The organism is Pseudomonas sp. PME37.24/006 (assembly GCF_055556635.1).
Map to the genome: position 1 here is coordinate 242,145 of NZ_JBVHNL010000003.1, position 13,140 is coordinate 255,284.

Here is a 13,140-nt window from a genome sequence, read left to right on the forward strand (position 1 = left end):
CCTTTCTCAGGCGTCGAAGCTGTAATGCGAAAAAGGCATGCTGCGAATCCGCTGCCCGGTGAGTCTGGAAACAGCATTCGCCACAGCGGGTGCGACAGCGGGCAAAGGCGGCTCACCGATGCCCCCCATCTTGGCGCCGCTTTCGACTATCCGGACGTGCACATTCGCCATCATCGCCATCGGCAAGACGCGGTAGAGGTCGTAGTTGCGAGCTACAGGCTGGCCATTCTTGTACTCCGCCTCTTCGATCAATGCCTGGGACAAACCAAGGGCGACCGCCGAATTGACCTGGGCATCGATTATTGCCGGGTTGACGATGCTGCCAGGGTCGATTGCCTGCCAGATATCGTGCACTTTGACCTGACCATTGAGAATCGAGACTTCGGCGATGACTGCCACCTCCGAGCCAAACGGCGACGCCATTGCGACACCACGCGCACGGCGAGAGCCATCCTCGGCAGTGAACGGGCCACGCTTCCAACCACCAGAATGATCAGCGACGGCAATCAGCAAGTTGGTCAACCGCTCGTTGCCCTGCAGCAGTTTCATCCGCAGGTCGTAAGGATCTTGGTTGCCGGCATCGGCTAGCTCATCCAGAAAGGCCTCGTAAACGAAGTCGTTGATGGAGTTACCTACCGACCGCCAGTAAGCGAGCGACGCCGGCGTTTTCACGTAGCGCTGGGCGATCCGGCGATTGGGTATCCGATAACTTTTTTCCGTCAGCCCCTCGACTGCCGTGGGGTCGATCTTTTCACCACGTTTGTTGGCGATACCTTCAGTCGGCCCCTCGGTGACAGTGACCGCCTCGAGCGCAACCGGCATACCCTGTTCATCAACCCCGCCCCGCATGTGCACGACGGCCATAGGTCGCAATGGATCGCGCAGGAACTCTTCCTCGCGGCTCCAGATGACTTTGACCGGGCGACCAACCGCTTTAGCCAGGGTGATTGCCTGCGGATAGGGCGATGCGTTGGGGTATATGAAATGCCGGCCAAAAAAGCCGCCCAACAACGGTGAGTGGACTTTGACGCGCGAAGCATCGAGGCCGGTCTGCTTGAGAATCTCGGCCAGAAAAAGATCGGGAGCCTGGTTGGGCAACCAGACTTCCAGACTTCCGTCGCGATCGAAACGCGCGAGCGCTGAAGGAGGTTCCATCTGAGCATGGTGGAGGTATTGGGTGTGGTAGCTTGCCTCGACAGTCTTGCGTGCACCGTCGAACGCTTTCGTCAGTTCCCCCTCCTCCTCCGCCACATCGCCCTTGTCACGATCGCTGGTGAGCTGCTCCCGGTAAGCCTGCGTAGAAAAGTCTGCTGGCATGTAACGCATCGCCGACTTGTCTTGCGGCTCCTTCCATTCGACCTGAAGCGATTCTGCCGCACGCTTGGCGTTCCACCAGCGCGGCGCTACCACCGCCACGGCACCGGGCAGTACATGCACGGAGTGGACACCCGGCATGCCCTTGACCTGCGCTTCGTTGCGTAAGCTGCCCACCTCCAGACCGAGCCGAGGCGCGTGCTGGACGGCAGCATGAAGCATGTCGTCCACACTGCAATCAATCGTGTAGATAGCCTTACCGGTCGACTTCTCGTACACGTCCAGTCGCTTGACCGGCTTACCGATCCAGCGAAAGCTTCCTGGGTCTTTGAGCTGAACCTGCTCGGGATCAGGGATGGGACGATCCAGCGCTGTTTGCGCGAGTTCGCCATAGCTCGCCGACTTCCCTGAAGCGAGGTGAATGACTCGACCTGGCTCGGTGGTGAGTTGCGTGATCGGTACGCCCCACAACTCAGATGCCGCTTGAAGCAACATTAAACGGGCCGAAGCGCCGAGCTTTCGCATGGTCGTGTAACTCGAGCGAACCGACATGCTGCCGCCGGTGAACCGCCCACCATTGTCCATCACCATGTAGTCGCCACCAGGCGGTGCCATCTCTACAAAGAAGCTCTCGGGGCTCGCATCCAGTTCTTCACCGACAATTTGCGCCAGGCCGGTGAAGATGCCCTGGCCACCTTCAGCGAACGGGCTTTTCAAATGAATGGTGTTGTCCGCCCGAATTTCCAAGAACGCCGGTACGCGTGTGCCGGGAGCAAGTGCCTTGATGCTCTGTGCTGCCCGCGCCTCTTCAATCGGAATGCCGAAGCTGATCACCAATGCGCCCGCTGTAATACCAGCAGAGGCCAGGAGAAACCTGCGCCGAGAAATATTGACCGGTTCTACAGACGCAAAAGTGCCGTCTTGACCGGTGGAGTTATCCAGCATAACCATGGCCTGTCCTTCCGTCGTATCAGTGGAAGCGCGATTGCTGCGGCTTCATAGGGGGCTCGGGGCGAGATTCAGTAGCTCGTACTGCTTAACCCCAAAAGTCGTAAACGTAAGAGAGCCTAAACTTGCCCTGAGGACAGCTCACTGATCGCCGACTTGATCGCGTTGTAGGTTCCGCAACGACAGAGGTTGGTCATCGCCGATACGATTTCTGCTTCCGTCGGATTGGGCGTGCGTTTGAGCAAAGCAGTCGCAGCCATGACCTGGCCGGACTGGCAATATCCGCACTGGGCCACCTGCTGTTTGACCCAGGCGGCAACGACTCGCTTGCCGAGTTCGTCATCTTCTACGGCTTCGATGGTGCGGATTTCCCTGCCGGCCACACCCTCAACAGGCGTTACACAGGAACGTACCAAGAACCCGTCGACCATGACGGCGCAAGCTCCACACTGGGCCAGCCCACAGCCGTACTTCGTTCCTGTAAGGCCAATATCATCGCGGATAAGCCACAGCAGCGGAGTTCCAGGCTCCGCCTCGACCTCATACTTGTTGCCGTTGACGTTAAGTTCCATGGTTCTAATCTCGGTCGGCTATATATATTTATTCTATGTATCCGTGGAGCTCGGCGACGGGCTCAATTCGGACGCACCTTCATTACTGAAACGACTAATAGCTGTATTTCCCTTACAGAATCGCCAGGTGCCGTGACAGGAAAGCGCTAAAAATACGTTTTTATATCAACAGGCATGTGATGCCAGATAGCTCATTTCACTGAGTTTCTTGCCTGATCCTATCTAGCGCTTCTTTACTCAGGAAAAGTATGGCTTTCATCAACATCTTAGTAGCGGCTGGCTACTTGGCCATCTTGCAAAGACGCTCATTAACGATGATAAAAATTGCTATCTGCAACAAATTCGTTTATGTCGCTGCCACATAGACAGTTCGACATATTGAAAGCCTCCGCTCTCTCGTCGTTCTACATCTTTTGGGATATGCGGCGGCGCCGTGAAGGCTTGAATTGATTGTTCTAGTCGATATCCATGCAACGTTGTGGTGGAACCCGGTATGAAAGCCACCTGTGCGGTACGCAAGTATTTGTTCTTGCCATAGATCGAAGATCGCGCTTCGCTCTGCATTGGCTGCTCGATTGGTAACGTTGTCGGGTGGGCGCCGAATCCTTACCTAGAACCGCTGTCGTACGCCTTAACTTCAAGTTTTCACATCATCGGGCTCACATGCACAACTCTTCATTCGCTTGCCTCCTCACGCTATGCATCTGCCTGTTCAGCCTCACCGCAGTGGCGGCAAGCAACAGAGCCGAGGCTTTTTATGGACAGGGGATGGAGGCGTTGAACCAGCTGCAACGATTGACCAACGAACAGAGCGGTAACGCCGAGCGACTCGACCGCCACCTTGATGACTTCACGACCAATATCGATCGCGCTGCGCAGCTCGGGCACCCGGCTGCGAAGCTATTTCAAGTGCAAATACGCCTGAAGAAGCAGAGCAAGGATCCCGTCGTGGCACTGGAGAACCGGCGCCAAGGCTGTGCTTCTCTGGATGCCTTGGCCAGAAAAGGTTTTGTGGCCGCGGCCGTGCTGAATGTTCAGGAGTGCGACACCGCTTACAAACGCTTCGAATTCACCAGCCCTGAACACCTGGCCGTGCTCGATGCTGTCGAGCAATCACTGCAGCACGACGATCCTGCCATGGCCTATTACCCACTGCCGATAAGAGCCAGCCAGTGCTTCGCCGTTGCCCCGGCTCAGGTCAATGCGCTGAGCCATGGGCAGTTCCGCGCAGAGGCCGAATACATCCTTGGCAATAGCCAGGCACCGGAAAGCCGCGAGGTTATCGAGCGCAACCTGAAATGGCTGGAGGCAGCTTTCCAGCACGGCTGTACCGCCTCATTGGATATGCGCCCCGTATTGCGCAAGCAATTGGCGAAATACCCGTAGCAGCATACTGACATCATCCTGCAAAATTACCGCAGCTTCGCCACGCCAGCCGATCAAAGCTGCAATCCTCGCGGCGTGCCGCTACGCTTATTCGTCATAAATGCCAGCAGGCCGTATTGATGCCCCAACCGCTCGACCACAGTGATCAGACCCGACGCATGATGCTCAAGGCCCTGCTGTGGGTAACGATGTGCTTCGGGGTACTTTTCTCGATATTCAACGCAACCCGCGGGCTCTGGCTGCTGGTAAGCCTTGAAGTGGTCTATACGCTGCTGTCGCTGTACATGCTGATGGTCGTCGAGCGTACCCGTCACTTGCGAGCATTGACCATCATCTACCTGATTCCCTTCCTGACAGTGATGATGCTCACCTTGGCCAACCCACATACATCGGTGGGTATCTTTGCCTGGATCCAGACCATCCCCATCATCCTCTACCTGCTGCTCGGCCTACGCCTGGGGCTGATCGGCTCACTAGTGTTCGTCAGCCTGGGGCTGTACCTGTATACCCTGCATTACGCCGAAAAAGACCCGATGGACAACCTGGGTTTTATGCTCGACATCGGCCTAGCGAGTCTGGCTATCACCATCTTCTCCCACACCTATGAACGAAGCAGGGTTCTCACCGAAAGGCGCCTGATCGAGCTGATCAGCACCGATAACCTCACCGGCCTGGCCAACCGTTCGAAACTCGCCGAGGTGTTCCATCGCGAGCGCCACCACGCACGCCGCAACAATACCCCGCTGGCCTTGGTGTATCTGGATATCGATCACTTCAAGCAGATCAACGACCGCTTCGGCCATGAAGCGGGCGATCAGGCACTGCGCCATTTCGCCACCGTGCTATCGCAGCGCCTGCGCGCCACCGACCTGCTCTGTCGCCTGGGTGGCGAGGAGTTTGCGGTGTTATTGCCCAATGCCAATGCCATACAGGCCGCCACGATTGCCGAAAGCCTGCGCGAGCGCCTGGCCGGTATGCCCGTGGAGCTCAAGGGCACGCCGCTGCAGATGACACTCAGCGCCGGGGTCGCCAACCTCGGGCAGGATGGCGAACGCCTGGACGAGCTGATGAGCGCAGCGGATCGGCGCACCTACGCCGCGAAACGCGCGGGACGTAATCAGGTCGTCAGCGATGAGGCGGCAGCTGCCACCTGATAACCGCCTTGGCATTGAAAATACATGCGTTTTTCGTTCTGCCAAACACCACGCCACCTCGAAAAAGCCCTCGCCAGGCCTGGCAGGTAGCTGCAGCACGGCTATGCTGAAACTCCATATCGTCCCCCGGAATCTGCCCAGGAGCATCATATGGATATCGCCAGCCTGTTCGCCGAAATACACACCCTGCCCAGCGTTCCCAAGGTCGCCCAGGATCTGATCCAGCAATTCGACAACCCCGCTACCAGCCTGGAAAGCGTGGCACGCAACATCGAGCGTGACCCGGTGATCGCCGCCAAGGTACTGCGCTTGGCCAACTCCGCACGCTTTCGCGGCTCGCGAGAGGCCAGCAGCGTGGAAGATGCTGCCATGCGCCTTGGCTTCAACACCCTGCGCACGCTGGTTCTGGCCTCGGCCATGACTGGTGCCTTCAAGGTCGACACCGGCTTCGACCTGAAAAGCTTCTGGATTCGCAGCTTTCGCGTTGCCAGCATCGCGCGCGCCCTGGCCAAGCAGCTCAAGCTGGACGCTGACGCGGCCTTCACCTGCGGCATGATGCACAACATCGGTGAACTGCTAATCCAGAGCGGCGCACCGGATTTTGCCCGCCGCCTGAACCGTCACCCGCACCGCGAAGCCGCCGCCCAGGCTGCTGAGGAAACCCTGCAACTTGGCTTTGGCTACCCGGAAGTCGGTGCCGAGCTGGCAAGGCGCTGGCAGTTGCCGGCACTCATCCAGAATGCCATCGCCTATCAGGGCAAACCCGGCCAAGCGCCGGACGGCGGTCAATATGCGCGCCTGGTGGCGCAATCCATTCATGTTGAGGAAAGCCTCGAGGCACACGGCCTGACCGACGAAGCCCGCCAGGATCTGGAAGGCCCGCTGTTCGAGGAAGTGGATCTAGCCAAACTGTTCGAAGCACTGCCGGCGGTACTGGAGGCTGACAAGGCGTTTGGCGAGTTACTCGCGTAGCCGCACGCTTGCGGGCGACGCGATGGTGGCCATCCGGCAGGGTTGCCACTGAAACCACCAATCGCCGGCAGTCCGGCGCCTACGGCTGCAGTCATTCAGCAAGGTCGGCATCAATCATCGTTGATGCACTTGCCACAAAACATGCAGATGCCGGATAAGCATCAACCATCCGTTGGCAGATGCCAGACGTATAGAAAGTGGGCTCACTACTTGGGCTTCCTGGCGCTGCAGTGGGTGCACAGCGTCAGGATGTATCGACCTTCATCTCAGCGCGAGAGCGAAAGCCTGGCCAGAACCCGCGAAGTATTGAGGGAGAACAGCAGCCGTTTTCAACTCTGGCCAGAACAAAATCGCCAACTTGAAGCGACCACAAGGTACCACCTGATTCAGTCGCGACCCGGTTTCTTGGCAGTAGCCTCATCGGCCTGGGCGAAAGCCATAATGACGTCGCGCACCACCTTGCGCTGCTGGGGCGACAGCGCAAGGAAGGCTTCGATCGCTTCTCGCTCGGGATAAAACAGTGGGTCTTCCCAACGCCCACGCTGTTCCCGCACCGCTAAAGCGGCACGTTCGCCAAAGCGCAGCGCCTGCGGTTCGATGCGTAACCACTCGGCCAGTACCTGCAACTTGTCCTGCGACGGAATGGCCTGGCCCCTGAGCCAGCGAGACACTGCCTGGAAGGTCACCGAACGGCCCCAATAACGGGAGTTGAACTCTCGTTCCAGTACAGCGGGACGATCAGGGTAACCAGCAGCGAGCATGGCGTCGCGCAGGCGCTGGGCAAATTCGGTTTTTTCATTCATGGGGCGGACGTTAATTCCGCTTCCATGCTTGATTGAACATGCGGTTGAATCTTACATGAAATTCATGGTTTCATTGCAATTACAGCAAGGCCAATCATGCACAGGGAGAGCGCCATGAGCACGCCGTTGAAGTTTCGTTTCGATGGCCGGCAGGTCATCGTCCACGCCAGTAACGATGGCCGTATTTGGTTCACGGCCGAGGCCATCTGCCAGGCGCTGGAGTTCCCCGATATTCACGCGGCCCTGCTGTATCACTGCAGGCCGGATGGCATCCTCTTCGGCAATGAGCACTCGCCTCTAGCAAGGATCGACCTGCAAAACCTTTTGCAACTGAGCCGGCACTGCAGCGCTCATCGTGCTGCGCGCTTGCAAGGCTGGCTGTGTGATGAGTTATTACCGGCACTGCTCATCCACTCTGAGATGCCCCAGCACCACCAGTTGAGCAACGCCGATCAGCGACTGCAAGCGCTCAAATGGCAGGGCAACTGGTGGTTGTCCGTCGAGGACGTGATGCAACTGTTCGGCACACACTCAGGTAACGCTCTGCCGGTGTCGCAACACGAACAGCTGTAGCGGCGCAGATTTGTTACATGCAGCACTGCTTGTACTTTTTACCGCTGCCGCAGGTGCATGGGTCGTTACGGCCAACCTTGGTTTCGTCACGGCGCACCGGCAGCAACGGCTCAAGATGCTCCTGCCAGTACGCGTAAATCGCCACAGCAGCTGGTTCGAGCGTGGCGACGGAAGCATCGTACTCGTCATCGGACATGGCATTGATCGCTTCCGAACCGCTCTCGGCGCCATGCAGAATGATCACCGCCAATGAGACTTCCAGTACCTCGGGCAAGCCATCATCGAGCCAGCCCGCCGTATTCGCACCGCGCAGGTAACCCGAGCACCACTCGGAAACGATCAGCTTCTCGCCCTTGCCATTGTCGTCGGCCAGGAAGATCGCCTCGTAATCGTCCGGCTCTTCACCGAGCATGTAAGCCGCTTCGCTCATCAACTCGATGGCCAGCTTACGGAAGGTTTCCGCCTCCTTGTCGCTCGGCCAGCGCGGCAACTTGTCGGCCCAGATGGCCGGATACCAGGTTCCCGGGTCGATCTGCCGTGGCCCCGAGACGATGCCGGCAAAAAAACCATCCAACTCGCTGGCAGACAGAATGGAATCATCGTTGCCGTACTTGAGCAGCAATTGATCGAGCTTTTCGAGCCCCTTGTTATCCATCGAAAACGCTCCCCTGCAAAAAAGGTCGCTACTGTCCCACAGATGGCGGTTGTCAAAAAGCCTTGTCAGCCGTCCGGCATATCACCCGTGCCCTCGCCGCGACAGCCCGGTACAATGCGCGCTTGACCGTGCTCAGCTCATATAAAGAAAAAACATGTCCTTGCCCAAGAACCACCTGGAACTGCTCAGCCCTGCCCGTGATGTCAGCATCGCCCGCGAGGCCATCCTGCATGGCGCCGACGCCATCTACATCGGCGGCCCGAGCTTCGGCGCGCGGCACAATGCCTGCAACGACGTCAGCGATATCGCCGGGCTCGTGGAGTTCGCCCGCCGCTATCACGCCCGGGTGTTCACCACCATCAACACCATCCTGCATGACGATGAACTGGAGCCAGCGCGCAAGCTGATCCACCAACTCTACGACGCGGGCGTGGATGCGCTGATCGTGCAGGATCTGGGCGTACTGGATCTGGACATCCCGCCGATCGAGCTGCATGCCAGCACGCAGACGGACATCCGCACCCTGGGCCGGGCCAAATTCCTCGACCAGGCCGGCTTCTCGCAGCTGGTACTGGCCCGTGAGCTGAACCTGCAGGAAATCCGCGCCATCGCCGATGAAACCGATGCCGCCATCGAATTCTTCATCCATGGCGCGCTGTGCGTGGCCTTCTCCGGCCAGTGCAACATTTCCCACGCCCAGAACGGCCGCAGCGCCAACCGTGGCGACTGCTCCCAGGCCTGCCGCCTGCCCTACACCCTGAAGGACGATCAGGGCCGCGTGGTCGCCTTCGAGAAACACCTGCTGTCGATGAAGGACAACAACCAGAGCGCCAACCTGCGCGCCCTGGTCGAGGCCGGTGTACGCTCGTTCAAGATCGAAGGCCGCTACAAGGACGTGGGCTACGTGAAGAACATCACCGCCTACTACCGCCAGCGTCTCGATGACATCCTCGAAGAGCGCCCGGATCTCGCTCGTGCCTCCAGCGGCCGCACCGCACATTTCTTCCTGCCCAACCCGGACAAGACCTTTCACCGTGGCAGCACCGACTACTTCGTCACCGACCGCAAGGTCGATATCGGCGCCTTCGATTCGCCGACCTTTACCGGGCTCTCCGTTGGCCACGTCGAGAAAGTGAACAAGCGCGACCTGATCGCCGTCACCCATGAGCCGCTGTCAAACGGTGATGGCCTTAACGTACTGGTCAAACGCGAAGTGGTGGGTTTTCGCACCAACATCGCCGAGTTGAAAGAAGAGTTCGAGGAAGACGGTGAGAAGCGCTGGCGCTACCGCGTCGAGCCCAACGAGATGCCGGCCGGCATGTTCCGCCTGCGCCCCAACCATCCGCTGAGCCGCAACCTCGATCACAACTGGCAGCAGGCGCTACAGAAGACCTCTGCCGAGCGCCGCATCGGCATCCAGTGGCAAGTCATTTTGCGCGAAGAACGCCTGACCCTGACCGCCACCAGCGAAGAAGGCCTAAGCGCCACCGCCAGCCTGGACGGCCCATTCGGTGCCGCCAACAAACCGGAGCAGGCCCTCGACGGGCTACGTGATCTGCTTACCCAACTGGGCACTACCATCTACCACGCCCAAGGCGTAGAACTGGATGCACCCCGGGCGTTCTTCGTTCCGAACTCGCAGCTCAAGAACCTGCGCCGCGAGGCCATCGAAGCACTCACCGAAGCACGCATCGCCGCCCACCCACGTGGCGGGCGCAAGGCCGAAAGCACGCCGCCCCCGGTGTACCCGGAGTCGCACCTGTCGTTCCTGGCCAACGTCTACAACCACAAAGCACGCGAGTTCTACCATCGCCACGGCGTGCAGTTGATCGACGCGGCCTACGAGGCCCACGAAGAACTGGGCGAAGTGCCGGTAATGATCACCAAACACTGCCTGCGCTTCTCCTTCAACCTGTGCCCAAAACAGGCCAAGGGTGTCACCGGCGTGAAGACCAAGGTCGCGCCGATGCAACTGGTACACGGCGATGAAGTGCTGACCCTAAAGTTCGACTGCAAGCCCTGTGAAATGCACGTGATCGGCAAGATGAAGGGCCACATCCTCGGCCTGCCGCTCGCCGGCAGTGCCGCCGCTCAGGTGGTCGGCCATATCACCCCTGAAGACCTGATGAAAACCGCACGGCAGCGCGCGCCGCACTGAGAGCGATCTAGCAAGGAATCTACGCAGGCGGGCACACCGATGAGCCCGCCTCGACTATCGACAAGGATGTTGCCGCATGACCCGCTGGCTGGATAAACCTTCGATGGACAGCGACGAACTGATCGATCAGGTGATCGAGCGTTCGCAGCGCTTTTTCAGCCAATACTCCTCGCCGGTCGCCAAGTTCTGCCCGCCATTATTCGGCTTCGCCATCTTTCTGTTCTATTTCAATAGGCACGGGTTCTACCCGACCTTCGATCTGTTTCAGTTTTCCTCACTGTTACTGGCCGCTGCCATCCTTGGCTTCGTACTCATCGGTACCTACGTGCTGCTGCTAATGGTGCCGGGTGCCTGGCTGCATTACGGATTCACCAACTCACCGGCCATCAAGGAGGACTTGCGTTATTTCCGCCCGTCCAGCGACAGGCAGAGCTACCGGTTCGTGGGCATTCTGATCGGCCTGGTCTACATAGCGCCATTCGCCGCCAGCGCGCTCAGCGTGATGTACGTGACAATCAACCACACGTCGTTATTCCAGCCGGCAATCTTTCTGATTCCAGCGCTGATGACTCTGGCCTCAGGGTTGGCGGTGCAAAAGCTACTAGAACTGCGCAGCTATAGTTTTCTGCGCTACATGTGGTCCGCTTATATTCCGGCCGTGATCGTCGCGCTCTTCAGTTTTCTGATCATTCGCGACGCAGCCACCGGTATTGACCGAATTGAGAGCGACCTGCTGCGGGCCTGCGTCGTCTACGGCACCCCGCTATTGATAAGTGCCCTCGCTGGATTCTGTGCCATCAGCTTCGTGGCCGGCTGGAGTTTCACCCTGCACTTCGCCACGTTCTTCGCACTGCTGATCGCCTTCTACAGCGGTCTGTTAACCGCGCTGCCGGACAAGACCGTCCGCAGCATCGGCCTGGGCAACTACCAGGCCGAACGAATCATCTTCGAAGATGCGTACTGCGATGCAGAAACCAGGCAGGCTCTGGCGCTCGACGAGCGCTGCTCACTGGAGAACGTGCATGTGGTCTGGCTGATGGGCGACACGCTGTCGTTCAAGACCACGGCAGAGAGCGACCGGCTGATCCAGGTACCGGCGCGCTATATCAAGACAGTTATCCAAGCACCGAGGTGACTGGCAGGAGATAGACAAACCACCTCCTGCCTACCACTCACTTCAACTGACTGGCAAAACGCTCCACCGCAGCCAGCACCTGCTTGGCGCCCTGGCGGATTTCGGCCATTACGCCCCCGGCCTGGTTGGCCAGTTCGAGCCCGGCTTCGGCCTGAGTGCGGCTGCTGGCCATATCGCGTACCGCGGCGTCCACTAGCTTCTGGTTTTCCTGCACCACGCCAACGATTTCTTCGGTAGCGCTGCTGGTGCGGCTGGCCAGTTGGCGGACTTCATCGGCAACCACGGCGAAGCCGCGACCCTGTTCCCCCGCACGCGCTGCCTCGATGGCCGCATTGAGCGCCAGCAGGTTGGTTTGCTGGGCGATGCTGCCGATGGTTTGCACCATAGTACTGATCAGGATCGACTGCTTGCCGAGTGCCTCGATGCCCTGAGATGCCGAGGTCATCTCTTCGGAAATACGCTGCATGGTCTGCACGGTATCAGTCACCACCTGGGCGCCGCGCTGGGCACTGGTATCGGTCTGCTGAGAAATTCCGTAGGCAATGCCTGCGGCCTCGTTGACCTCTTCCTCGCGGTTGACCTGATCGGTGACCAGAGTGGCGAACTTCACCACTTTGTAGAGTTTGTCCTGGGTGTCGTGTACCGGGTTGTAGGTCGCCTCCAACCAAACCACTCGACCATGACTGTCGATGCGCTTGAAGCGGCCGGCGACGAAGTCGCCACGGTTGAGTCGCTCCCAGAACTGCTTGTACTGGGGAGTATGGGTTTCCTGAGGATCGCAAAACAGGCTGTGGTGCTTGCCCTTGATGCGCTCCAGACCATAACCCATGGCCTGCAGAAACTGATCGTTGGCGGTCAGCACGTTGCCACTGAGGTCGAACTCGATCACTGCGGTGGAGCGCAGCAACGCGTTGATGAAGTCTTCGTTCTCCCGCGCACGGTTCATGGTCTCGGTAATTTCCGTACCAAAGCACTGGATGCGCCGCACTACGCCGCTCTCGTCCACCACCGGTTGCCAGCAGGCCTGAATCCATACCAGCGCGCCATCTGCGCGCAGGAAGCGATAGCGGTCACGCACCGAACCACCGGTTCGAACCGACTCGCGCAGGTTCTTGAAGCACGGCAAGGTCTTCACGTATGGCGGCACGATATCGCTCATCGGCCGGTTGCTCAGCTGCTCGACGCTGTAACCGACGAAGCGGGTGAAGTTGGCATTGCAATCGATGATTCGATACTCGGGATCGACCGTCAGCATGATCATCTCGGTCTGGATACCCTGATATAGCTGCCGGAGCAATGACAGTTCGGCATCCTTGACCTGTAATTCTTTTTTAAATCGACTACCGAACATGCTCTTTGCTCCAGAAGCAATCTTGTTGAAGGTCATCGGCCATTTAGGCGTTTTATTGAGCGAACCGTGGGAACAGCACGACGGCATGCCGACCTGCCATCAAGCATAGAAGGCAGGTG

General features: G+C 58.8%; 11 protein-coding genes and 1 pseudogene. 6 read left to right on the top strand and 6 right to left on the bottom strand.

The features are described 5' to 3' along the window. Positions 1-6 precede the first annotated feature (6 nt). Together ACZ3GY_RS12000 and ACZ3GY_RS12005 are read right to left on the bottom strand one after the other, a co-directional pair. Entirely contained in the window at positions 7-2,265 is a 2,259-nt protein-coding gene (locus ACZ3GY_RS12000) for a xanthine dehydrogenase family protein molybdopterin-binding subunit (protein WP_463565434.1), read from the bottom strand. Between the two features lie 116 nt (positions 2,266-2,381). Continuing rightward, positions 2,382-2,834 (bottom strand): (2Fe-2S)-binding protein, encoded by a 453-nt coding sequence (locus tag ACZ3GY_RS12005; RefSeq protein ID WP_465910177.1) that lies wholly within the window; start codon positions 2,832-2,834, stop codon positions 2,382-2,384. A 768-nt stretch (positions 2,835-3,602) separates the two neighbouring features. On the opposite strand from ACZ3GY_RS12005, the gene ACZ3GY_RS12010 reads away from it, so the two are divergent. From ACZ3GY_RS12010 to ACZ3GY_RS12020, 3 genes are all read left to right on the top strand, one after another. Further along, positions 3,603-4,220: a hypothetical protein gene (locus tag ACZ3GY_RS12010; RefSeq protein WP_465910178.1), complete on the top strand. Its 618-nt coding sequence runs from the start codon at positions 3,603-3,605 to the stop codon at positions 4,218-4,220. A 119-nt stretch (positions 4,221-4,339) separates the two neighbouring features. Next, positions 4,340-5,374 carry a GGDEF domain-containing protein gene (locus tag ACZ3GY_RS12015; RefSeq protein ID WP_465910180.1) on the top strand — a complete coding sequence of 345 codons (1,035 nt, stop codon included), beginning with the start codon at positions 4,340-4,342 and terminating at the stop codon, positions 5,372-5,374. Positions 5,375-5,524: 150 nt separating this feature from the next. Next, on the top strand, positions 5,525-6,346 hold the full coding sequence (locus ACZ3GY_RS12020) for an HDOD domain-containing protein (protein ID WP_463565438.1): 822 nt from the start codon (positions 5,525-5,527) through the stop codon (positions 6,344-6,346). Between the two features lie 386 nt (positions 6,347-6,732). Here ACZ3GY_RS12020 and ACZ3GY_RS12025 read toward each other — a convergent pair whose 3' ends face one another. Beyond that, a complete protein-coding gene (locus tag ACZ3GY_RS12025) occupies positions 6,733-7,149 on the bottom strand; it encodes a transcriptional regulator (protein ID WP_463565439.1) in 417 nt (138 codons plus the stop codon). A gap of 114 nt (positions 7,150-7,263) precedes the next feature. Here ACZ3GY_RS12025 and ACZ3GY_RS12030 point away from each other — a divergent pair, with 114 nt between their 5' ends. After that, entirely contained in the window at positions 7,264-7,722 is a 459-nt protein-coding gene (locus ACZ3GY_RS12030) for a BRO family protein (protein ID WP_463565440.1), read from the top strand. Positions 7,723-7,735: 13 nt separating this feature from the next. Here ACZ3GY_RS12030 and ACZ3GY_RS12035 read toward each other — a convergent pair whose 3' ends face one another. Then, positions 7,736-8,377, bottom strand: coding sequence for a UPF0149 family protein (locus ACZ3GY_RS12035; protein ID WP_465910181.1), 642 nt, complete (start codon positions 8,375-8,377; stop codon positions 7,736-7,738). 154 nt (positions 8,378-8,531) lie between these two features. Between ACZ3GY_RS12035 and ACZ3GY_RS12040 the strand changes: the two genes are divergently transcribed. Both ACZ3GY_RS12040 and ACZ3GY_RS12045 read left to right on the top strand, forming a co-directional pair. Next, positions 8,532-10,535: a peptidase U32 family protein gene (locus ACZ3GY_RS12040; RefSeq protein ID WP_465910182.1), complete on the top strand. Its 2,004-nt coding sequence runs from the start codon at positions 8,532-8,534 to the stop codon at positions 10,533-10,535. Positions 10,536-10,611: 76 nt separating this feature from the next. After that, the gene (locus ACZ3GY_RS12045; RefSeq protein WP_465910183.1) at positions 10,612-11,670 is read left to right on the top strand and encodes a hypothetical protein; all 1,059 of its coding nucleotides are present in this window, start codon (positions 10,612-10,614) and stop codon (positions 11,668-11,670) included. A gap of 37 nt (positions 11,671-11,707) precedes the next feature. Here the strand turns inward: ACZ3GY_RS12045 and ACZ3GY_RS12050 are convergent, their stop codons facing one another. Together ACZ3GY_RS12050 and ACZ3GY_RS12055 are read right to left on the bottom strand one after the other, a co-directional pair. Next, on the bottom strand, positions 11,708-12,160 hold the full coding sequence (locus tag ACZ3GY_RS12050; RefSeq protein ID WP_463566081.1) for a methyl-accepting chemotaxis protein: 453 nt from the start codon (positions 12,158-12,160) through the stop codon (positions 11,708-11,710). Positions 12,161-12,244: 84 nt separating this feature from the next. Continuing rightward, positions 12,245-13,108, bottom strand: a pseudogene (locus ACZ3GY_RS12055) (PAS domain-containing protein); the annotation flags it as partial. Positions 13,109-13,140 lie beyond the last annotated feature (32 nt).